Raw genomic sequence first — 22735 nt, forward strand, 5'->3', positions numbered from 1 at the left:
AATGGGCATGCGATAGATTTGTGTGTTGCGTTCGTGAGCGATGCGAACTTTCGGTTCGTTTCGTCTTCACACACCGCAATCTGGTCTCTTCGCTCTTCAGCTTGGAGTTACAAATTGCTTGGGTGTTATATGGTCAAGCCTCACGGGCAATTAGTACAGGTTAGCTCAACGCCTCACAGCGCTTACACACCCTGCCTATCAACGTCGTAGTCTTCGACGGCCCTTCAGGGGACTCAAGGTCCCAGTGAGATCTCATCTTGAGGCAAGTTTCCCGCTTAGATGCTTTCAGCGGTTATCTTTTCCGAACATAGCTACCCGGCAATGCCACTGGCGTGACAACCGGAACACCAGAGGTTCGTCCACTCCGGTCCTCTCGTACTAGGAGCAGCCCCTCTCAAATCTCAAACGTCCACGGCAGATAGGGACCGAACTGTCTCACGACGTTCTAAACCCAGCTCGCGTACCACTTTAAATGGCGAACAGCCATACCCTTGGGACCGGCTTCAGCCCCAGGATGTGATGAGCCGACATCGAGGTGCCAAACACCGCCGTCGATATGAACTCTTGGGCGGTATCAGCCTGTTATCCCCGGAGTACCTTTTATCCGTTGAGCGATGGCCCTTCCATACAGAACCACCGGATCACTAAGACCTACTTTCGTACCTGCTCGACGTGTCTGTCTCGCAGTCAAGCGCGCTTTTGCCTTTATACTCTACGACCGATTTCCGACCGGTCTGAGCGCACCTTCGTACTCCTCCGTTACTCTTTAGGAGGAGACCGCCCCAGTCAAACTACCCACCATACACTGTCCTCGATCCGGATAACGGACCTGAGTTAGAACCTCAAAGTTGCCAGGGTGGTATTTCAAGGATGGCTCCACGCGAACTGGCGTCCACGCTTCAAAGCCTCCCACCTATCCTACACAAGCAAATTCAAAGTCCAGTGCAAAGCTATAGTAAAGGTTCACGGGGTCTTTCCGTCTAGCCGCGGATACACTGCATCTTCACAGCGATTTCAATTTCACTGAGTCTCGGGTGGAGACAGCGCCGCCATCGTTACGCCATTCGTGCAGGTCGGAACTTACCCGACAAGGAATTTCGCTACCTTAGGACCGTTATAGTTACGGCCGCCGTTTACCGGGGCTTCGATCAAGAGCTTCGCGTTAGCTAACCCCATCAATTAACCTTCCGGCACCGGGCAGGCGTCACACCCTATACGTCCACTTTCGTGTTTGCAGAGTGCTGTGTTTTTAATAAACAGTCGCAGCGGCCTGGTATCTTCGACCGGCGTGGGCTTACGCAGCAAGTGCTTCACCCTCACCGGCGCACCTTCTCCCGAAGTTACGGTGCCATTTTGCCTAGTTCCTTCACCCGAGTTCTCTCAAGCGCCTTGGTATTCTCTACCCAACCACCTGTGTCGGTTTGGGGTACGGTTCCTGGTTACCTGAAGCTTAGAAGCTTTTCTTGGAAGCATGGCATCAACCACTTCGTCACCCAAAGGGTAACTCGTCATCAGCTCTCGGCCTTAGAATCCCGGATTTACCTAAGATTCCAGCCTACCACCTTAAACTTGGACAACCAACGCCAAGCTGGCCTAGCCTTCTCCGTCCCTCCATCGCAATAACCAGAAGTACAGGAATATTAACCTGTTTTCCATCGACTACGCTTTTCAGCCTCGCCTTAGGGACCGACTAACCCTGCGTCGATTAACGTTGCGCAGGAAACCTTGGTCTTTCGGCGTGGGTGTTTTTCACACCCATTGTCGTTACTCATGTCAGCATTCGCACTTCTGATACCTCCAGCAAGCTTCTCAACTCACCTTCACAGGCTTACAGAACGCTCCTCTACCGCATCACTTACGTGATACCCGTAGCTTCGGTGTATGGTTTGAGCCCCGTTACATCTTCCGCGCAGGCCGACTCGACTAGTGAGCTATTACGCTTTCTTTAAAGGGTGGCTGCTTCTAAGCCAACCTCCTAGCTGTCTAAGCCTTCCCACATCGTTTCCCACTTAACCATAACTTTGGGACCTTAGCTGACGGTCTGGGTTGTTTCCCTTTTCACGACGGACGTTAGCACCCGCCGTGTGTCTCCCATGCTCGGCACTTGTAGGTATTCGGAGTTTGCATCGGTTTGGTAAGTCGGGATGACCCCCTAGCCGAAACAGTGCTCTACCCCCTACAGTGATACATGAGGCGCTACCTAAATAGCTTTCGAGGAGAACCAGCTATCTCCGAGCTTGATTAGCCTTTCACTCCGATCCACAGGTCATCCGCTAACTTTTCAACGGTAGTCGGTTCGGTCCTCCAGTCAGTGTTACCTAACCTTCAACCTGCCCATGGATAGATCGCCCGGTTTCGGGTCTATTCCCAGCGACTAGACGCCCTATTAAGACTCGCTTTCGCTACGCCTCCCCTATTCGGTTAAGCTCGCCACTGAAAATAAGTCGCTGACCCATTATACAAAAGGTACGCAGTCACCCAACAAAGTGGGCTCCCACTGCTTGTACGCATACGGTTTCAGGATCTATTTCACTCCCCTCTCCGGGGTTCTTTTCGCCTTTCCCTCACGGTACTAGTTCACTATCGGTCAGTCAGTAGTATTTAGCCTTGGAGGATGGTCCCCCCATATTCAGACAAAGTTTCTCGTGCTCCGTCCTACTCGATTTCACTTCTAAGATCCTTTCGCGTACAGGGCTATCACCCACTATGGCCGCACTTTCCAGAGCGTTCCGCTAAAATCAAAGAAGCTTAAGGGCTAGTCCCCGTTCGCTCGCCACTACTAAGGGAATCTCGGTTGATTTCTTTTCCTCAGGGTACTTAGATGTTTCAGTTCCCCTGGTTCGCTTCTTGCACCTATGTATTCAGTACAAGATAACCATCTTATGATGGCTGGGTTCCCCCATTCAGACATCTCCGGATCAAAGTCTGTTTGCCGACTCCCCGAAGCTTTTCGCAGGCTACCACGTCTTTCATCGCCTCTGACTGCCAAGGCATCCACCGTATGCGCTTCTTCACTTGACCATATAACCCCAAGCAATCTGGTTATACTGTGAAGACGACATTCGCCGAAAATTCGATCTTGCTCATGAGAGCAACTCACAAATTTTACCTTAGCCTGAGCCGTTACCAGTGAAAGTAACGTTCAGTCTATCTTTCTATCACATACCCAAATTTTTAAAGAACGAACTAGTCAAAGACTAGAAATCAACATTCACCATCGAACCGATGGAATGCTCATTTCTAAGCTTTATACAATCGAAGCAGTAGTGGTGGAGCCAAGCGGGATCGAACCGCTGACCTCCTGCGTGCAAGGCAGGCGCTCTCCCAGCTGAGCTATGGCCCCGTATTTCTACAGGCGTTTCCCACACAAAATTGGTGGGTCTGGGCAGATTCGAACTGCCGACCTCACCCTTATCAGGGGTGCGCTCTAACCAACTGAGCTACAGACCCAATTTCGGGCTGCTTCTTTCGTCTTCTTCAATGAATCAAGCAATTCGTGTGGGAGCTCATGGAGCAGCTGAGTCGTCGATTAAGGAGGTGATCCAGCCGCAGGTTCCCCTACGGCTACCTTGTTACGACTTCACCCCAGTCATGAATCACACCGTGGTAACCGTCCCCCCGAAGGTTAGACTAGCTACTTCTGGTGCAACCCACTCCCATGGTGTGACGGGCGGTGTGTACAAGGCCCGGGAACGTATTCACCGCGACATTCTGATTCGCGATTACTAGCGATTCCGACTTCACGCAGTCGAGTTGCAGACTGCGATCCGGACTACGATCGGTTTTGTGGGATTAGCTCCACCTCGCGGCTTGGCAACCCTCTGTACCGACCATTGTAGCACGTGTGTAGCCCAGGCCGTAAGGGCCATGATGACTTGACGTCATCCCCACCTTCCTCCGGTTTGTCACCGGCAGTCTCCTTAGAGTGCCCACCATAACGTGCTGGTAACTAAGGACAAGGGTTGCGCTCGTTACGGGACTTAACCCAACATCTCACGACACGAGCTGACGACAGCCATGCAGCACCTGTCTCAATGTTCCCGAAGGCACCAATCCATCTCTGGAAAGTTCATTGGATGTCAAGGCCTGGTAAGGTTCTTCGCGTTGCTTCGAATTAAACCACATGCTCCACCGCTTGTGCGGGCCCCCGTCAATTCATTTGAGTTTTAACCTTGCGGCCGTACTCCCCAGGCGGTCAACTTAATGCGTTAGCTGCGCCACTAAGAGCTCAAGGCTCCCAACGGCTAGTTGACATCGTTTACGGCGTGGACTACCAGGGTATCTAATCCTGTTTGCTCCCCACGCTTTCGCACCTCAGTGTCAGTATCAGTCCAGGTGGTCGCCTTCGCCACTGGTGTTCCTTCCTATATCTACGCATTTCACCGCTACACAGGAAATTCCACCACCCTCTACCATACTCTAGCTCGACAGTTTTGAATGCAGTTCCCAGGTTGAGCCCGGGGCTTTCACATCCAACTTAACGAACCACCTACGCGCGCTTTACGCCCAGTAATTCCGATTAACGCTTGCACCCTCTGTATTACCGCGGCTGCTGGCACAGAGTTAGCCGGTGCTTATTCTGTCGGTAACGTCAAAACACTAACGTATTAGGTTAATGCCCTTCCTCCCAACTTAAAGTGCTTTACAATCCGAAGACCTTCTTCACACACGCGGCATGGCTGGATCAGGCTTTCGCCCATTGTCCAATATTCCCCACTGCTGCCTCCCGTAGGAGTCTGGACCGTGTCTCAGTTCCAGTGTGACTGATCATCCTCTCAGACCAGTTACGGATCGTCGCCTTGGTGAGCCATTACCTCACCAACTAGCTAATCCGACCTAGGCTCATCTGATAGCGCAAGGCCCGAAGGTCCCCTGCTTTCTCCCGTAGGACGTATGCGGTATTAGCGTCCGTTTCCGAGCGTTATCCCCCACTACCAGGCAGATTCCTAGGCATTACTCACCCGTCCGCCGCTCTCAAGAGGTGCAAGCACCTCTCTACCGCTCGACTTGCATGTGTTAGGCCTGCCGCCAGCGTTCAATCTGAGCCATGATCAAACTCTTCAGTTCAAACATCTTTGGGTTTTGAGAAAACCCTAAACTTGGCTCAGCAATCGTTGGTTACATCTTTGATTTCTCGCGGAGTAACTTGTGATGCTGATAATCTGTTGACTAGCAGTCTGACTCCACAAGCACCCACACGAATTGCTTGATTCAGTTGTTAAAGAGCGGTTGGTTAAGAGCTTTCGTCTCAACCGAGGCGCGCATTCTACAGCGCCCGGTGCATCTGTCAAGCGGTTATTTTCAGAAGTTTTCAAAGTTTCCTTTTCAACTTCAACCACTTGCGCTTCCGATCTCTCGTTAGCGGGAGGCGAATTCTACAGCGTTACTCGCTGCTGTCAACACCTCTTTTTCACCGCTTTCGACCGAGAAGATCGAACCGCTGACAAGACCAAACCCACACTGCCCTATCAGCTACTTCCTGGCTTCGATGAACTGAAGCCCGACCCCTTCGAAAACCACTTAACTCATTGAATATCAAGGAGTTTTCCGTTTCGACTGCGCCGGAAGTGGGGCGAATTATAGACGTCCAGAATTTGCCGTCAACACCTATTTTCAGCTTTATTCGGATTTCAGCGTAATTCGCGCGAAAGCTTTCTTGCCGGCCTGGCAAACATGGGTAGAACCCAACGCATATATATAGGTGCGATCCACCACCTCACCATCTATACGCACGCCACCCGAACCCAGGAGATCTCGCGCCACCGCAGCATTCTTGACCAGGCCCGCCTTATTAAGGACTGCCGCAATCGGCATATCCTCGGCAGCAGTCAACTCGATCTCTGGCAGATCATCCGGCAGTTCGCCGTCCTTCATACGATTACCCGCCGCACGATGGGCATTGGCCGCAGCCTCCTCACCATGGAAGCGAGCAACGATCTCTTCGGCCAACTTGATCTTGATGTCCCGCGGATTGGCCCCCGCCTCGACATCGGCACGGAAGGCATTGATCTCTTCCATGGACCGGAAACTCAACAGCTCGAAGTAACGCCACATCAGCACATCAGGAATGGAAACCAGCTTGCTGTACATGACCCCCGGGGCTTCCTGGATACCTACGTAGTTACCCAACGACTTGGACATCTTTTTCACGCCATCCAGACCTTCCAGCAAAGGCATGGTGAGAATGCACTGCGCCTCCTGACCATAACCGCGCTGCAACTCACGCCCCATCAACAGATTGAACTTCTGGTCGGTGCCGCCGAGCTCAACATCCGCGCGCAACGCGACCGAGTCATAACCCTGTACAAGCGGGTAAAGGAACTCATGAATGGCAATTGGCTGATTGGTTTTATAGCGCTTGTCGAAGTCATCGCGCTCGAGCATGCGAGCCACGGTGTATTGGGACGTCAGGCGAATGAAATCCGCCGGCCCCATTTGATCCATCCACGTGGAGTTGAAAGCCACTTCAGTCTTGGCCGGATCAAGAATCTTGAAAACCTGAGTCTTGTAGGTCTCGGCGTTATCGAGAACCTGCTCACGGGTCAGCGGTGGGCGCGTGGCACTCTTGCCGCTCGGATCACCGATCATCCCGGTGAAGTCACCTATAAGGAAGATGACCTGGTGCCCCAGATCCTGAAACTGGCGCAGCTTATTAATAAGCACGGTATGACCCAAGTGCAGATCGGGCGCCGTCGGATCGAAACCGGCCTTGATACGCAGCGGCTGCCCGCGCTTGAGCTTTTCGATCAGCTCGGACTCGACCAACAGTTCTTCCGCACCACGTTTGATCAGCGCTAGCTGCTCTTCAACCGACTTCATAACAGACCCGTAAGGCTCAGATTCAAAGGGCCCCAACCATACAAGATCGCGCACCAAATACAAGGTTTGCCCGGCGCGCGGACGCCAATCCACAGAACAGAGCGTCCGCGGGCTTGCTTCGCAGGGGTTTTGGTTATATTTTATACAGTTATTTCATCTTCATCATGTCATTCATCTTTTCCAATTCATCTTTTCAAAAGTCAAAATTACTTATGACCACAGAACCGTCTAAAGCGCCACCGCTTTACCCAAAGACCCACCTGCTTGCCGCAAGCGGCATCGCAGCCCTCCTTAGCCTGGCGCTCCTGGTGTTTCCCTCCAGCGATGTTGAAGCCAAAAAGACGACTCTGAGTCTGGAACTGGAAAGTCCTGCTGAACAACTGACACAAGAACAAGACGCCCCCGAAGCCGTTCAAGCCACAAACGAACCAGCCGCTTCCCCTTTTGCGCAGATTGAAAACAGCCCGCAAGACAACACCGAGGCCGCCGCTCAGGCACAAGCGCCTGTTGCAGAAGAAAAGAAAGGACCAGACCATCGCGAAGTGATCGTTGCCAAGGGCGACACGCTTTCCACCCTCTTCGAAAAGGTTGGCCTGCCCTCGACTTCGGTCCATGAAATCCTGGCCAGCGACAAGCAAGCCAAGCAATTCACGCAACTACAACGTGGCCAGAAACTCGAATTCGAACTCAATCCAGACGGACAGCTGACCAATCTGCACACCAAGCTGAGCGACCTGGAAAGCATCACCCTGACCAAAAACGACAAGGGTTATGTATTCAACCGCGTCACCGCCAAGCCCACTGTTCGCTCGGCCTATGTTCATGGCGTGATCAATAGTTCATTGTCTCAGTCAGCTGCACGCGCCGGCCTTTCCCATAGCCTCACCATGGACATGGCCAGCGTATTTGGCTACGACATCGACTTCGCCCAGGACATTCGCCAGGGTGACGAATTCGACGTCATCTATGAGCAGAAAGTGGTCAACGGCAAGAGCGTCGGCAATGGCCCGATTCTTTCCGCGCGCTTCACCAACCGCGGCAAGACGTACACCGCGGTGCGCTACACCAACAAGCAAGGCAACAGCAGCTACTACACCGCCGACGGCAACAGCATGCGCAAGGCGTTCATCCGTACACCGGTTGATTTTGCTCGCATCAGCTCGAAGTTCTCCGCCGGCCGCAAGCATCCGATTCTGAACAAGATCCGCGCCCATAAAGGTGTCGACTACGCAGCTCCCCGTGGCACGCCAATCAAGGCTGCCGGCGACGGCAAGGTATTGCTGGCCGGACGTCGCGGCGGTTATGGCAACACCGTGATCATCCAGCACGGCAATACCTACCGCACGCTATACGGCCACATGCAGGGCTTCGCCAAAGGCGTGAAGACGGGTGGTACCGTCAAGCAAGGCCAGGTGATCGGATACATCGGTACTACCGGCCTGTCCACCGGCCCGCACTTGCACTATGAATTCCAGGTCAACGGTGTCCACGTCGATCCGCTAGGCCAGAAATTGCCGATGGCCGATCCGATCGCCAAGGCCGAGCGCGCGCGCTTCCTGGCTCAAAGCCAACCGTTGATGGCTCGCATGGATCAAGAGAAAGCCACCATGCTGGCCTCGAGCAAGCGCTAAGCATGGCGCTCTATATCGGTGTGATGTCCGGGACCAGCCTGGATGGTTTGGATATCGCACTGGTCGAACTGACTCCGGCGATCAAATTGATCGCCACGCACTACATTCCGATGCCCACCGCCCTGCGCACCGAGCTGCTTGGACTGTGCAGCAGCGGGCCCGATGAGATCGCCCGCTCCGCCATCGCCCAGCAAAGTTGGGTAAAGCTGGCCGCACAGGGTATCCATACCCTGCTCGACGAACAGAACCTCAAGCCTGAGGACATCACGGCGATTGGCAGCCACGGCCAGACCATCCGCCATGAACCGGCCCGTGGATTTACCGTACAGATTGGCAATCCGGCCCTGTTGAGCGAGTTGACTGGCATCGCCGTCGTCAGCGATTTCCGCAGCCGTGATGTTGCCGCCGGAGGACAAGGCGCCCCGCTGGTTCCGGCATTTCACGAAGCACTGTTCGAAGAACGAATCGGCAATCGCGCCGTGCTGAATGTCGGCGGTTTCAGCAATCTCAGCCTGATAGAGCCGGCGAAACCCGTAGCCGGTTTCGACTGTGGCCCAGGCAACGTATTGCTCGATGCCTGGATACATCAACAACGAGGCGAGCATTTCGATCGCGATGGCCAATGGGCTGCCAGCGGAAAAGTCGAGCCTGTCCTGCTCAAGACACTGCTGAGCGACCCTTTCTTCGTCACCAAAGGCCCGAAGAGTACCGGGCGTGAAGTATTCAACCTGCCTTGGCTGAGCCAGCATCTGTCGCAGTTGCCAGCCTTCGCTCCAGAAGACGTGCAGGCGACGCTGCTCGAACTGACAGCCATGACCATCGTCGAATCACTCCGACATGCCCAGCCCACTACTCAGGAGTTGCTGGTCTGTGGCGGCGGTGCGCACAACCACACGCTCATGACGCGCCTGTCTGACTTGCTGCCGGATGCCAAAGTCAGCAGTACCGCCGTGTACGGCGTAGACCCGGATTGGGTTGAAGCCATGGCTTTCGCCTGGCTTGCCCATTGTTGCCTTGAAGGTATCCCGGGCAACCGCCCAAGTGTCACCGGCGCTCGTGGCCTGCGCGTGCTCGGCGCCATCTATCCGGCCTGAATCCAATAATCACGGACAAAAAAACGCCGCAGGGCCTAAGGCACTGCGGCGTTTTTTATTGAAGCACTCAGATCGAGAACGAAGAACCGCACCCACAGGTCGTGGTCGCGTTAGGGTTCTTGATCACGAAGCGCGAGCCTTCCAGACCTTCCTGATAATCCACCTCGGCACCTGCCAGGTACTGGAAGCTCATCGGATCGACCACCAGGCTGACCCCTTCGCGCTCGACGATGGTGTCATCTTCGGCCACTTCTTCATCAAAAGTGAAGCCGTACTGAAAACCTGAACAACCGCCGCCCGTCACAAATACGCGCAGCTTCAAACGATCATTACCCTCTTCATCGACCAGGCTCTTCACCTTGTGCGCCGCACCGTGGGTGAATTGCAAAGCCGTGGGGGTGAAGGTTTCGACGCTCATGCTGAATATCTCCCGGCGTTTACGCCGCCATAATGCGTGATGGCGGGCATTATCCGCTTCTCCTAGAAAATTGGTCAACTATTTAGAAGAGCAGCGGCGAGCTACAAGCCTCAAGCTTGTAGCTGCCAACCTGAAGCTTGTGCTGCCGTTACGGCAACATCCCGGCATGGGACAACCCCAGGCGCTCATCCAGCCCGAACAGAATGTTCAGGTTCTGAACGGCCTGGCCGGACGCGCCCTTGACCAGGTTATCGATAACCGACAACACCACTACCAGATCACCGTCCTGCGGACGATGCACGGCAATCCGGCAAACGTTCGCACCGCGCACACTGCGGGTTTCCGGGTGGCTGCCGGCCGGCATTACGTCGACGAACGGTTCGTTGGCATAACGTTTTTCAAACAACGCCTGCAGGTCTACCGAACGATCGACGACGGTTGCATACAGGGTGGAGTGGATACCACGAATCATCGGTGTCAGGTGTGGCACGAAGGTCAGGCCGACATCCTTGCCCGCTGCCCGGCGCAACCCCTGGCGAATTTCCGGCAGGTGCCGATGCCCCTTGACCGCGTACGCCTTCATGCTTTCCGAGGTTTCGCTATACAGCGAGCCGACACTGGCTCCGCGCCCGGCACCGCTGACACCGGATTTGCAGTCGGCAATCAGACGCGAGGCATCGGCAAGGCCCGCTTCAAGCAGAGGCAAGAACCCCAGCTGTGTGGCCGTCGGATAGCAACCCGGTACGGCGATCAACCGTGCCTGCTTGATTTTCTCGCGATTGACTTCCGGCAAGCCGTAGACCGCTTCATCGAGCAGTTCCGGTGCACCGTGGGGCTGGCCGTACCATTTGGCCCATTCGTCGGCGTCCTGCAGGCGGAAGTCCGCCGACAGGTCGATGACCTTGGTCCCGGCGGCCAGCAGCTCACCCGCCAGGGCGTGAGCAACACCATGGGGCGTGGCGAAGAACACCACATCGCAGGCGCCGAGGGTCTTGATGTCCGGGACGCTGAACGCCAGGCCGTCGTAATGGCCCCGCAGGTTCGGATACATGTCGGCGACGGCCAGGCCGGCCTCGGATCGGGAGGTGATGACCACCACCTCAGCCTGCGGATGCTGTGCCAGCAGACGCAGCAGTTCGACACCGGTGTAACCCGTGCCGCCGACAATACCGACCTTGACCATAAACCTGCCCTCAACGAACCCACTGGAAAGCCGTCGATGATAGGGGCCGCAAGGCGCGGCGACAACCGTCAAGGTGACGTGTGGCCGCTCCAACCTCTACTATCGGGCTACCGTGAATTCCTGGAATAACTAAAAATGCTCTATCTGTGGCTCAAAGCACTTCACATCGTCAGCATGGTCTGCTGGTTCGCCGGCCTGTTCTACCTGCCTCGCCTGTTTGTCTACCACGCCCAAAGCGAGGACAGCGTCAGCAAAGAACGCTTCAGCGTCATGGAGCGCAAGTTGTACCGCGGCATCATGGGCCCGGCAATGATCGCTACCCTGGTATTTGGCATCTGGCTGCTCAGTCTCAACGCCGGTGCCTACTTCACCCAGGGTGCCTGGATGCATGCCAAGTTGACCTTGGTCGTGCTGCTGATCGGTTACCACCATATGTGCGGCGCCCAGGTGAAGCGCTTCGCCCGCGGCGAAAACACCCGCAGCCATGTCTTTTATCGCTGGTTCAATGAAGTGCCGGTTCTGATATTGCTGGCTATTGTAATTCTGGTGGTCGTCCGACCGTTCTAATCTCCAATCAGCATTTATTATCCGGGGTACTTCCAATGTCGTTGCCCGCTCTGCTTGAACAACGCTTGCGTCTGCCCGTCGTGGCGGCACCGATGTTCCTGATTTCCAATCCACAACTGGTACTGGCCTGCTGCCGCAACGGCATCGTCGGCAGCTTTCCGGCGTTGAACCAGCGTGAAAGCAGTGGCTTGAAGGCCTGGCTGGAGGAAATCGAAGCGGGTCTGGCAGACTTGGAAAATCCGGCGCCCTACGCCGTAAACCTGATCGTCCATCACAGCAACCCGCGACTTCAGGCCGACCTGGCCATCTGCATCGAACACAAGGTGCCGATTGTCATCACTAGCCTGGGCGCGGTGAAGGAACTGGTGGATGCCGTCCACAGCTATGGCGGGCTGGTATTCCACGACGTGACTACCCGGCGTCACGCCGAAAAAGCCGCCGAAGCCGGTGTCGATGGCTTGATCGCCGTTGCCGCCGGCGCAGGCGGGCACGCCGGGACCTGGAGCCCGTTTTCATTGATTGCCGAAATCCGGCAGTTTTTCGATAAGACCTTGCTGCTTGCGGGATGCCTGAATCACGGCCATCAGATTTTGGCCGCCCAACTGCTTGGTGCGGATCTGGCGTACTTCGGTACGCGCTTTATCGGGACAAGCGAAAGCCAAGCCCCTGACGCTTATAAAGAGATGTTGCTCACATCCAGAGCCGCAGACATCGTGCATACTCCCGCTGTGTCCGGGGTACCGGCCAGTTTCATGCGCCAGAGCCTGGAGAATGCCGGGTTCGATCTGGCCGCCCTGCAGAACAAGGGCGAGGTGGATTTCGGCTCGAAACTCAAGCCGCTGAACGATGAAGCCAAGGCCTGGAAAACCGTATGGTCGGCAGGCCAAGGCGTGGGTGAAATCGATGATTTGCCCAGCGTCGATCAGTTGGTGGCTCGCCTGGATGAAGAATATCGTCAGGCACAAACCCGGGCGGCACAGCTTGGCAGGCAATGGCCCCGCTGAAGCCACCCCATAAAAACAGTTAATTAACTTTCAGAGACAAGGATGCCGGGCATGAGCGAAACCCGTTTCAACATCGTATTCGACGGAGGCCTGATGCCTGGCGTCGATACCACCACAGCCAAACTCAACCTCGCCGAGCTGTTCAAAAGCGATATCAGCGCCATTGAACGGCTGTTCACTGGTCGCAGGGTAGCCCTTAAAAGCAACTTGTCCCAGAGCGAAGCGCAGCAGTACCTGGAAGCACTCAACAAGAGCGGCATCGATGCCAGGATCGAAGCCGAACCCGCCCTCCAGCTGAGCCTTGGCGAAGTACAGGAGTCGCCACGACAGCCGGAGGTACGCCACCCAGAGTCGATCGTCGATCCCGTCTCGCCGTACGCGCCTCCCCGGGCCGAAGTGGGTGAAACGCTCGCCGAGTACGGCACGCTCAAGCCCTTCAGCTTCGATGGGCGTATCGGGCGTTTGCGCTACCTGGCCTGGACCATGGTGTTGACCCTGGCCATGCTGCCCCTGGTCGGCTTGGGCTTCTGGCTTGCCACGGCCTGGCTGATGGCTTCCGACTCGATAGCCGCACTGGTCGTCGGCGGTCTGCTCGGCGCAGCCGTCGTGCTTGCCTTTGCCTTCGTGAGTATCCAGTTCAACGTCCAGCGCCTGCACGATCTGGGCTGGTCGGGGTGGCTGTGGCTGATTAACCTGGTTCCATTCGTGGGCAGCATCTTCCCGTTCATCCTCATCATCGCTCCGGGCAATACCGGCGCAAACCAGTACGGCCCGCCACCACCGCGCAATACCACGGCGGTCAAATTGCTCGCGTCGCTTTGGCTTGTGATGATCGTCTTGATTTTCATGGCCACCTTTGCCGGCATCTTCGGAGCCCTCCAGGAGGACTACGACAGCAGCAGCCTGAGCAGCTATGAAAGCAGCGAGTCCAGCAACGAAACCAGCGAAGAACCCGCCGTCGAGGCAGCCGAGCCCGCCCCGCCTTCTGTAGACTATGAAGAAGAAGAGGAACAATAAGCGCGCTTCATGCCGGTGACAGCCCAGTCGACTGGCGGCGGGCTGTTGCGATGGAGAACTGCATGACCCGTTACGCACTGATCACTGGCGCTTCCAGCGGCATTGGCCTGGCCATGGCCGAAGCGCTGGCCCGGCGTGGCCGCAACCTGATACTGGTGGCTCGACAGCGTGATCGGCTGGAAAGTATTGCAATCGAACTGACTCAGCGGTTTGGCGTGGAGGTGTTGTTCCGGGCCTGTGACCTGGGCGAACCGCTGAGGCTTTCAGGCTTTCTCCTGGAACTGGAGGAAGGTGAGCGGCAGATCGACCTGCTGGTCAATTGCGCCGGCATCGGTACCAGCGGGCCGTTCCTGGGGCAGGACTGGATGACCGAACAGGACCTGATCGAAGTCAACATCCTCGCCCTGACACGTCTTTGTCACGCTATCGGTAACAGCATGGCGCTGCTGGGCGGCGGCCAGATCCTCAACGTCGCCTCGATCGCCGCGTTCCAACCCGGCCCCTGGATGAGCACCTATTACGCCAGCAAGGCCTATGTACTGCACTTCTCCGAAGCCCTGCGGGTCGAGCTGAAGAAATGCGCGATCAAGGTTTCGGTACTCTGCCCTGGCCCCACCCACACCGGCTTTTTTTCCAGGGCACAGATGGACGAACAGAAACTCATCGACAGCAAACTGCTGATGAGCCCGGAAGAAGTCGCCCTGTACGCCGTACGCGCGCTGGACCGCAACCGCGCCATCATCATTCCCGGACGCCGTAACCGCTGGCTGGCCACACTGCCGCGGCTGGGATCGCGATGGCTGGTGCGAACCATCACCGGCATGATCAACAAGGCTTATTGCCCACGCTGACCCCTTAGAATTGAACAACCAGGCGCCTCTACCGGTGCCTTCATGACACTCGACCTCGACGAACCCAACGGAGAAAACAGCTGTGGATACTCTGTTTACCAAGATCATCAACCGGGAAATCCCGGCGAAGATCATTTACGAGGATGACCAGGTACTGGCCTTCCATGACATTGCGCCACAGGCGCCCGTGCATTTCCTGGTCATCCCGAAAAAACCGATCCGCACGCTCAACGACCTGACCGAAGAAGACAAAGGCCTGGCTGGACACATTCTGTTCACGGCCCAGCGCCTGGCGCTTGAATTGGGCTGTGAAGAAGGTTTTCGCGTGGTGATGAATTGCAATGAACTGGGTGGGCAAACGGTCTATCACATTCATATGCATGTGCTAGGGCAGCGCCAGATGAACTGGCCGCCGGGCTGATCCCCCTGACCCAGCGCAAATCTTCGGCGGTCGATTGAGTTAAACTGGCCGCTGTGATTTTTCCCGGAGGTAAGCATGACTACCCAACGTCACTACTCGCCGATTGACCGTTTGTTGCTGCAAGCCGATACAGCGATGCGCACGCTGCTGCCCTTCAGCGGTCAGCCGTACCGCCCATCACCGGCTATCGTGCAGCCGGACGCGCAACTGAGTGACGAGCAAACCCGCCACGTCGCCGGACTGATGCGTATCAACCACACCGGCGAAGTCTGTGCCCAGGCGCTGTATCAGGGCCAGGCGCTGACAGCGAAGCTACCGCAAGTGCGTGAGGCAATGGAGCATGCCGCCGAGGAAGAAGTCGACCATCTGGTCTGGTGCGAACAACGCATTCGCCAGCTGGGCAGCCATACCAGCGTCCTGAACCCGCTGTTCTATGGGATGTCATTCGGGATCGGCGCCGTTGCCGGACTGATCAGCGACAAAGTCAGCCTTGGCTTCGTTGCGGCGACCGAGCATCAGGTGTGCAAGCACTTGAATGAACACCTCGAACAACTACCGGCCGAGGACGAAAAATCCCGGGCGATCCTCGAACAGATGCGCGTGGATGAGGAACACCATGCCGAGAGTGCCCTTGAGGCCGGAGGCTTCCGTTTCCCGGCTCCGGTGAAATTCGGCATGAGCCTGCTGGCCAAGGTCATGACCAAGAGCACTTATCGGATTTGACGGCGATTGGGGATTGGATGACTCATCCGCATTCCCAGGGAAATTAAAAAAGGCGACTGCCCATTGGGAGTCGCCTTTTTTTCACCGAAAACTTCAGTACGGCATGTTGCAGGCCGTCACCATTGGATCGACTCAACCCAATTCGATGATTTCATAGTCGTGGGTGATTTCGACCCCGGCGGCACCGAGCATGATCGAAGCCGAGCAATATTTCTCGGCGGACAGCTCAATGGCGCGCTTGACCTGGGCCTCCTTCAGGGCTCGCCCCTTCACCACGAAGTGCATGTGGATCTTGGTAAACACTTTGGGATCTTCTGTGGCGCGCTCTGCCTCCAGGAAGGCTTCGCAGCTTTCGACGGCCTGGCGGGACTTTTTAAGAATGCTGACCACGTCGAAGTTACTGCAACCGCCTACGCCCAGCAGGAGCATTTCCATCGGCCGAACACCCAGGTTCCGCCCGCCGGCTTCTGGCGGGCCGTCCATGACGACCACATGACCACTGCCTGACTCACCGAGGAACATGGCTTCGCCAGCCCATTGGATGCGTGCCTTCATCGCCAAGACTCCACTGTTAAAAAAGGGTCGCCAGCTTAGCACAGCGCTGCGGAATGACTGCTCTGCGTCTCAGGAAACCTGACCCGCCAGCACGTAGGTAAATTCTCCAATTAATTAGGGACGCCTCTGTTAAGCTGGCGCCAACTCGCTGGCGTATGGCCAGCTTTTTAGCGATGCCATTCGCGCCTATAAAAAAACCAAACCACTACACTGCGCAGTCTTTCGGGATACAACCATGGTTGCCATTACTCCCACGTTCAAGATCAAGAATCTCGACAAACTCTTGATGCATTGTCAGCGCCGCCGCTATCCAGCCAAACACAACATCATTTGTGCCGGAGATCGTTCCGACACGCTGTTTTTCATCATCAAGGGTTCGGTCACTATCCTGATAGAAGATGATGACGGTCGGGAAATGATCATCGCCTACCTCAATTCCGGGGATTTTTTCGGCGAGCTGGGGTTGTTCGAACAGGCGGGCAAGGAACAGCAACGCAGTGCCTGGGTGCGGACCAAAATTGAATGTGAAGTTGCGGAAATCAGCTACGCCAAATTCCGAGAACTGTCCCTGCAAGACCCGGACATTCTTTACGTCCTGAGCGGACAAATCGCACAGCGCCTACGTAATACCACCCGCAAGGTGGGCGATCTCGCCTTCTTCGACGTCACCGGACGTGTCGCACGTTGCCTGCTGGAGTTGTGCAAGCAGCCCGATGCCATGACTCACCCGGACGGCATGCAGATCAAGGTGACCCGCCAGGAGATTGGTCGGATAGTCGGGTGCTCGCGTGAAATGGTCGGTCGCGTACTCAAGGATCTGGAGGAGCGCAACCTGGTCAGCGTCAAAGGCAAGACCATGGTGGTGTTCGGAACGCGTTAAACGCCCAATAGTTCGATCAGCAGTTTCCGGTACAGCGCCTCGAGCCGCTCCAGCGCGTGAGGCGCCGGGAATTTTTCATGCAGGGCAATATGGCTCTCGGCACGCACTCGCTGCTCCAGGCCACAGGCCTCATTGAAGCGGTTGACTGCTGCGACCATGGACTCGCGCTCGTTCTCCAGCAAAAGTGCGCCATGAACCAGCCCCACCGGACGTTGCCCCCCCTTGCTCTGGCGCCAGCGCTGAGCGGTGCCGACCATTTTCCGACCGTCGAGGTTGACGTTGAAGCGCCCGTCGCAAAAAGCCCCCTCCACTTCTCCCAGCGAAGCCACCCCGCCCAGTTCATCCAGCAACTGGCAGATGGGATCGCACAAGCGGCGGTACCCGGTTTCGATACGGCCGTGATCGCCTTCGCTGCGCGGTGGCGCGTAGACCAGGGCGATGTTGACGGTAGCGGCCGACTGCGGCACCGGTTCACCACCGGTTTCGCGTAACAGGACCGGCCAGCCATGGGCAGCCGATACGTCACTGGCGTGTTCGAACCCCGCAAGGCGACTCAAGCGGCGCGGCATGACCAGCGCACGATCATTGGGCTGCCAGAACAGCAGACCGAACTCGGCGTCGCCCGCGCAGATACTGGCCAACAGATCCTGTTCGGCTTGCAGGCCAGCTTCGACAGTGAGGGAAATCACAGGCGACATGGATCAGTCCAGCGTCGAGCCGCTCACCGGCAGGCCTCGTTCAGGAAAGAACAGTCGTTGCAATTCCGTGCCCGGGCTCTCCGCCCGCATGAACGCCTCACCCACCAGGAACGAGTACACATCGCTGACTTCCATCAGCTCGACATCGGCCCGGTTGAGGATGCCGCTTTCGGTGATGACCAGGCGATCGCGCGGAATGCGCGGCAACAGGTCCAGGGTGGTTTCCAGGCTCACTTCAAAAGTGTGCAGGTTGCGATTGTTCACGCCGACCAGTTTGGTATCGAGGGTTTTCAGGGCTCGCTCCAACTCGTCACCGTCATGGACTTCCACCAGGACATCCAGCCCGACGCTTTTGGCAACAGCCGCCAGCTCGGCCATTTTTACGTCGTCCAGAGCGGACACGATCAACAGCACGCAGTCGGCGCCCAGCGCCCGCGCCTCGACGATCTGGTATGGGTCGATCATGAAGTCCTTGCGAATCACTGGCAACTTGCACGCCGCCCGCGCCTGCTTCAGGTAGTCGTCGGCCCCTTGGAAAAAGTCGATGTCGGTCAACACCGAGAGGCAGGTCGCCCCGCCCTTCTCGTAGCTGCGGGCGATGTCGGCCGGGACGAAATGTTCGCGAATCACGCCCTTGCTGGGGGAGGCCTTCTTGATTTCGGCAATCACCGCCGGCTGTTTTTTCTTGGCCTGATCGATCAGTGCCTTGGCAAAGCCGCGCGGCGCATCCGCTGAACGCGCCAGGTTTTCCAGCTCGGCCAGACTGACGCGAGCGCTGCGCTCAGCCACTTCCTCAGCCTTGCGAGCCAGAATTTTTTCCAGAACCGTTGGCACGCTCATCCTTCGTTCTCCACTTTGAATACGGCGGTAAATGCACCCAACTCTTCGAGCTTTTCCCGGGCCAGGCCAGTGTGCAGTGCATCATGGGCCAGCTCCACGCCCTGCTTGAGGCTGCTGGCGTGGTCGGCGGCGTACAACGCAGCGCCGGCATTGAGCACGATCATCTCAGCGGCTTTCTGGCCATTCTCGGTCTTGCGCCGCCCCAGGGCATCGCGTATCAATTCCAGCGATTGGGCCGGGCCGTCGACCGCCAGGCCGTGCAAGCTCTGGCTTTTCATGCCGAGGTCTTCAGGTTCGACCCAATACTCGCTGATCTGATCATTTTTTAGTTCGGCCACGAATGTGGGCGCCGCCAGGCTGAATTCATCCAGGCCATCCTTGGAGTGGACCACCAGCACGTGCTTGCTGCCCAGGCGTTGCAGGACTTCGGCCAACGGCCGGCACAACGCCTGGCTGAACACCCCAACCACTTGATGCTTCACGCCGGCCGGATTCGTAAGCGGGCCGAGCATGTTGAACAGCGTACGCAATCCCAGGTCACGGCGCGGCGCGGCAGCGTGTTTCATGGCGCTGTGATGGGTCTGGGCAAACATGAAACCAATGCCGACATTGTCGATACAGCGCGCGACCTGGATCGGCGTCAGGTTCAGGTAGATGCCAGCCGCCTCCAGCAGGTCGGCACTGCCGCTCTTGCCTGAGACTGCGCGGTTGCCGTGCTTGGCAACGGTGCAACCGGCCGCCGCGACCACGAACGCTGACGCGGTGGAAACGTTGAAGATATTGGCGCCGTCACCACCGGTGCCGACCACATCGACCACACCGTCCAGCGTCTTGAGCTCGACCTTGTCCGCCAGCTCGCGCATCACCGACACGGCGCCGACGATTTCATCGATGCTCTCGCTTTTCATGCGCATGGCCATCATGAACGCGCCGATCTGCGCATCCGTGCATTGGCCAGTCATGATTTCGCGCATCACGTCGCGCATCTCGTCGGTGCTCAGGTCGAGATGGCCGACGATACGGCTCAGGGCTGTCTTGATATCCATGGAAAGTCCTTAGCGCGTGCCGCCGGTTTGTTTGAGGAAGTTGGCGAACAGTTCGTGACCCTGTTCGGTGAGAATAGACTCGGGATGAAATTGCACACCCTCGATATTCAATGTCTTGTGGCGCAGCCCCATGATCTCATCGACAGAGCCGTCTTCAAGCTGGGTCCAGGCCGTCAACTCCAGGCAGTCGGGTAGCGTTTCGCGCTTGACGATCAGGGAGTGATAGCGAGTTACGGTAAGCGGATGATTCAGGCCCTCGAACACCCCCTTGTCCTCATGGAATACCGGGCTAGTCTTACCGTGCATGACTTGTCGAGCGCGCACGACATCACCGCCGAACGCCTGGCCAATCGACTGATGCCCCAGGCAAACACCGAGGATCGGCAGCTTGCCGGCGAAATACTTGATGGCGTCGATGGAAATGCCCGCTTCGGTCGGCGTGCACGGGCCGGGTGAAACCACGATGCGCTCAGGCTTGAGGGCTTCGATTTCGGCGATGGTCAATTCGTCGTTGCGCACGACCTTGACCTCGGAGCCCAGCTCGCCGAGGTACTGCACAACGTTGTAGGTAAAAGAGTCGTAGTTATCGATCATCAGCAACATGGCGTAAGCAACCTATTGAATTCACTGACTTTAAATACAGCCTTCGGAGAGTGACCCGCACACTGCTGCGCTTGGCGAGGCGAGTGATGCCCCTGCGAAGCGGCTCTACAAGCGGGTAAAGAAGGCAAATCGGTACAGGTCCGGCGAGGCCGGCGGAGAATATTCAGGCGCGCCAACGCCAGCGGGCGTGTGCCTTGATCATTTGATCCAGAAGTTTGCTGACAATCGACACAGGAAAAGTCTCGTTCATACGTCCCGGCACAGTAGCTTAGCTGGGCGGAGCACGCAATATGACCGATCCCGAAGGGCCTTGAAACAATCGCGATGTTCTGGAGAGATGGCAAAACGCCGAAAGTTTTTGGTACTGTCGTTTCGTTTTCTAACAAAAATAAGATAAAAACGGATTTTCCCATGATCAAAAAGACGTTGTTCGTACCGATTGCCAGTTGCTTGCTAGCGATGGCCTGCGCCCAGGCGAGCGCCGCTCCCAACCCTTATTCCAAGCTCATCGTGTTTGGCGACAGCCTCAACGACGCCGGCCAGTTTGCCGATCCGAATGGTCCGCCCGGCGCGACCGAGCGCTATACCAACCGAACCGGGCCGATCTACACCGACGGCAGCGGTGAAGCCTACTCCGCCAATTCCACCCAGTTGCTCGGTGGGCGCCTGGGTTACTCCGCCGACGAGACCGCCGCCTCCACTTCAGCGGTCCGCGCCAGCGAGGGGCTGGCAGACGGCAACAACTGGGCGGTAGGCGGTTATCGTACCGACCAGATCCTCGAATCGATTACCGGCGTGTCCGACACTGGCGAGCGCAGCCGTCCCGGCTACCTGCAGTCCAATGGGCTGCGCGCCGATCCGAATGCGCTGTATTACATTTCCGGTGGTGGTAACGATTTCCTTCAAGGCCGGGTGCTGACCCCCGAGCAAGCAAACGCCGCCGCGGACCGCCTCGCCGACAGCGTCCAGGTGCTGCAAACGGCCGGCGCCCGCTATGTGATGGTCTGGCTGTTGCCTGACCTGGGCTTGACCCCTGCCCTCAACGGCGGCCCTTTGCAAGATACCTTTTCGCAACTGGGCAATCAGTTCAACCAACAACTGATCACGCGCCTGCAAGGCATCGACGCTGAAATCATTCCGTTGAATATTCCGCTTTTGCTGAAGGAAAGCTTCGCCGACCCGGCAAGATTCGGCCTCGCCACCGGTGAGAACCTCACTGCCACCTGCTTCAGCGGCAACGGCTGCACGGAAAACGCCACCTACGGCATCAACAGTGCCACGCCTGATCCCAGCAAGCTGATCTACAACGACGCGGTTCATCCAACCGAAACCGGGCAGAAGCTGATCGCCGACTACGCCTATTCCCTGCTCGCGGCGCCATGGGAGCTGACATTGCTGCCGGAAATGGCCCACTCGACCCTACGTGCTCACCAGGACGAGTTGCGCAGCCAGTGGCAATCTGACTGGGAGAACTGGCAGGCCGTGGGCCAGTGGCGAGCCATCGTCGCCGGCGGCGGCCAGCACCTGGACATGGACAGCCAGGACAGCGGCGCCAGCGCCGACGGCAGCGGCTATAGCCTGAACATCGGCGGCAGCTATCGCCTCAATGAGGCTTGGCGCGTAGGTGTCGCCGCCGGCCTCTACCGCCAGGACATGGAGGCAGGCCACAACGATTCGCAGTACAAGCTAAACAGCTACCTGGCGACCGCTTTCGCCCAGTTCCAGCAAAACCGCTGGTGGGCCGATGCGGCACTGACCGGCGGCAAGCTCGACTACGACAATCTGGAGCGCAAGTTCGACCTGGGCGTCAACGAAGCCCAGGAGAAAGGCGACACTGACGGCCATCTATGGGCATTCAGTACCCGTGTAGGCTACGACATCGCCCAGCCGGGCAGCCAATGGCATCTCTCACCGTTTATCAGCGCTGACTATGCGAAGGTGGAAGTCGATGGCTATTCGGAAAAGAGCAGCCGCTCCACGGCCCTGACCTTCGATGACCAGACCCGCGACTCGAAACGCCTGGGCATTGGCTTGCAGGGTAAATACAACTTCACCCGCCAGACCCAGGTGTTTGGCGAATATGCCCATGAACGCGAGTACGAGGACGACACGCAAAAGGTCAACATCGCCCTCAACAGCCTGCCAGCCAATGACTTCACGCTGGAAGGCTACACGCCACAGAGCCACCTGAATCGCCTGAGCCTGGGGGTCAGCCACAAGTTGACCAACGACTTGGCGCTGCGTGGCGGTTATACATTGCGCAAGGATGATGGCTCCACCCTGCAGGGGGTGAGCCTGGGCGTCAGCCTGGATTTCTGACCGAGAGAGAGCTATGTGGGAGCGAGCCTGCTCGCGATGAGGCCGTCATGTCCGACAAATGCATCG

18 protein-coding genes, 2 tRNA genes and 2 rRNA genes are annotated in these 22735 nt (G+C 57.1%); 10 read left to right on the forward strand and 12 right to left on the reverse strand.

What is annotated here, in order from left to right:
• Nucleotides 1-129: 129 nt before the first annotated feature.
• The 5 genes from PBDP_RS26890 to tyrS all read right to left on the reverse strand — a co-directional run bounded on the left by PBDP_RS26890 (nt 130) and on the right by tyrS (nt 6819).
• Nucleotides 130-3021, reverse strand: a 23S ribosomal RNA gene (locus PBDP_RS26890).
• 246 nt (nt 3022-3267) lie between these two features.
• Nucleotides 3268-3343 (reverse strand) — tRNA-Ala (locus tag PBDP_RS26895).
• A gap of 30 nt (nt 3344-3373) precedes the next feature.
• A tRNA-Ile gene (locus PBDP_RS26900) sits at nt 3374-3450 on the reverse strand.
• Nucleotides 3451-3530: 80 nt separating this feature from the next.
• A 16S ribosomal RNA gene (locus PBDP_RS26905) occupies nt 3531-5067 on the reverse strand.
• The 16S and 23S rRNA genes sit together here with 2 tRNA genes alongside, the layout of an rRNA operon.
• A 552-nt stretch (nt 5068-5619) precedes the next feature.
• Complete coding sequence (gene tyrS / locus PBDP_RS26910; RefSeq protein WP_116833589.1) at nt 5620-6819, reverse strand: tyrosine--tRNA ligase; 1200 nt, start codon at nt 6817-6819, stop codon at nt 5620-5622.
• A 212-nt stretch (nt 6820-7031) separates the two neighbouring features.
• Between tyrS and PBDP_RS26915 the strand changes: the two genes are divergently transcribed.
• Both PBDP_RS26915 and PBDP_RS26920 read left to right on the forward strand, forming a co-directional pair.
• The gene (locus PBDP_RS26915; protein ID WP_109754948.1) at nt 7032-8450 is read left to right on the forward strand and encodes an OapA family protein; all 1419 of its coding nucleotides are present in this window, start codon (nt 7032-7034) and stop codon (nt 8448-8450) included.
• 2 nt (nt 8451-8452) lie between these two features.
• On the forward strand, nt 8453-9544 hold the full coding sequence (locus PBDP_RS26920) for an anhydro-N-acetylmuramic acid kinase (protein WP_212801539.1): 1092 nt from the start codon (nt 8453-8455) through the stop codon (nt 9542-9544).
• Between the two features lie 67 nt (nt 9545-9611).
• On the opposite strand, the gene erpA is transcribed toward PBDP_RS26920, so the two are convergent.
• Together erpA and argC are read right to left on the reverse strand one after the other, a co-directional pair.
• Nucleotides 9612-9962: an iron-sulfur cluster insertion protein ErpA gene (gene erpA / locus PBDP_RS26925; RefSeq protein WP_003177727.1), complete on the reverse strand. Its 351-nt coding sequence runs from the start codon at nt 9960-9962 to the stop codon at nt 9612-9614.
• Between the two features lie 148 nt (nt 9963-10110).
• Nucleotides 10111-11145: an N-acetyl-gamma-glutamyl-phosphate reductase gene (argC, locus tag PBDP_RS26930; protein ID WP_109754950.1), complete on the reverse strand. Its 1035-nt coding sequence runs from the start codon at nt 11143-11145 to the stop codon at nt 10111-10113.
• 135 nt (nt 11146-11280) lie between these two features.
• On the opposite strand from argC, the gene hemJ reads away from it, so the two are divergent.
• The 6 genes from hemJ (at nt 11281) to coq7 (ending at nt 15728) form a co-directional block, all read left to right on the forward strand.
• Complete coding sequence (hemJ, locus tag PBDP_RS26935; RefSeq protein WP_109754951.1) at nt 11281-11712, forward strand: protoporphyrinogen oxidase HemJ; 432 nt, start codon at nt 11281-11283, stop codon at nt 11710-11712.
• A gap of 35 nt (nt 11713-11747) precedes the next feature.
• The gene (locus tag PBDP_RS26940; protein ID WP_109754952.1) at nt 11748-12716 is read left to right on the forward strand and encodes an NAD(P)H-dependent flavin oxidoreductase; all 969 of its coding nucleotides are present in this window, start codon (nt 11748-11750) and stop codon (nt 12714-12716) included.
• Between the two features lie 51 nt (nt 12717-12767).
• The gene (locus PBDP_RS26945) at nt 12768-13733 is read left to right on the forward strand and encodes a DUF805 domain-containing protein (protein ID WP_109754953.1); all 966 of its coding nucleotides are present in this window, start codon (nt 12768-12770) and stop codon (nt 13731-13733) included.
• 62 nt (nt 13734-13795) lie between these two features.
• Nucleotides 13796-14584 (forward strand): SDR family NAD(P)-dependent oxidoreductase, encoded by a 789-nt coding sequence (locus tag PBDP_RS26950; protein WP_109754954.1) that lies wholly within the window; start codon nt 13796-13798, stop codon nt 14582-14584.
• An 82-nt stretch (nt 14585-14666) separates the two neighbouring features.
• Complete coding sequence (locus PBDP_RS26955; protein ID WP_003316306.1) at nt 14667-15005, forward strand: histidine triad nucleotide-binding protein; 339 nt, start codon at nt 14667-14669, stop codon at nt 15003-15005.
• 75 nt (nt 15006-15080) lie between these two features.
• Nucleotides 15081-15728 carry a 2-polyprenyl-3-methyl-6-methoxy-1,4-benzoquinone monooxygenase gene (gene coq7 / locus PBDP_RS26960; protein ID WP_109754955.1) on the forward strand — a complete coding sequence of 216 codons (648 nt, stop codon included), beginning with the start codon at nt 15081-15083 and terminating at the stop codon, nt 15726-15728.
• Nucleotides 15729-15860: 132 nt separating this feature from the next.
• On the opposite strand, the gene PBDP_RS26965 is transcribed toward coq7, so the two are convergent.
• On the reverse strand, nt 15861-16283 hold the full coding sequence (locus tag PBDP_RS26965; RefSeq protein WP_003206127.1) for an OsmC family protein: 423 nt from the start codon (nt 16281-16283) through the stop codon (nt 15861-15863).
• A gap of 235 nt (nt 16284-16518) precedes the next feature.
• On the opposite strand from PBDP_RS26965, the gene crp reads away from it, so the two are divergent.
• A complete protein-coding gene (gene crp, locus PBDP_RS26970; RefSeq protein ID WP_109754956.1) occupies nt 16519-17163 on the forward strand; it encodes a cAMP-activated global transcriptional regulator CRP in 645 nt (214 codons plus the stop codon).
• Here the strand turns inward: crp and PBDP_RS26975 are convergent.
• From PBDP_RS26975 to PBDP_RS26990, 4 genes are read right to left on the reverse strand one after another with little or no spacing between them, the layout of a single operon-like run.
• Nucleotides 17160-17861, reverse strand: a complete 702-nt coding sequence (locus PBDP_RS26975) for a lipoate--protein ligase family protein (RefSeq protein ID WP_109754957.1) — start codon at nt 17859-17861, stop codon at nt 17160-17162. The genes crp and PBDP_RS26975 overlap by 4 nt on opposite strands.
• Nucleotides 17862-17864: 3 nt before the next feature.
• Complete coding sequence (gene trpC, locus PBDP_RS26980) at nt 17865-18701, reverse strand: indole-3-glycerol phosphate synthase TrpC (protein ID WP_109754958.1); 837 nt, start codon at nt 18699-18701, stop codon at nt 17865-17867.
• Nucleotides 18698-19747 (reverse strand): anthranilate phosphoribosyltransferase, encoded by a 1050-nt coding sequence (gene trpD, locus PBDP_RS26985; protein ID WP_109754959.1) that lies wholly within the window; start codon nt 19745-19747, stop codon nt 18698-18700. The genes trpC and trpD overlap by 4 nt, the downstream gene beginning before the upstream one ends.
• A gap of 9 nt (nt 19748-19756) precedes the next feature.
• Nucleotides 19757-20350, reverse strand: coding sequence for an aminodeoxychorismate/anthranilate synthase component II (locus PBDP_RS26990; RefSeq protein WP_018607190.1), 594 nt, complete (start codon nt 20348-20350; stop codon nt 19757-19759).
• Between the two features lie 411 nt (nt 20351-20761).
• On the opposite strand from PBDP_RS26990, the gene estP reads away from it, so the two are divergent.
• A complete protein-coding gene (gene estP / locus PBDP_RS26995; protein WP_212801540.1) occupies nt 20762-22669 on the forward strand; it encodes an esterase EstP in 1908 nt (635 codons plus the stop codon).
• Nucleotides 22670-22735: the final 66 nt, after the last annotated feature.

Origin of the sequence: Pseudomonas sp. St290, assembly GCF_018325805.1 — a bacterium.
In the GTDB taxonomy this organism is placed as follows: Bacteria; Pseudomonadota; Gammaproteobacteria; order Pseudomonadales; family Pseudomonadaceae; genus Aquipseudomonas; species Aquipseudomonas bijieensis.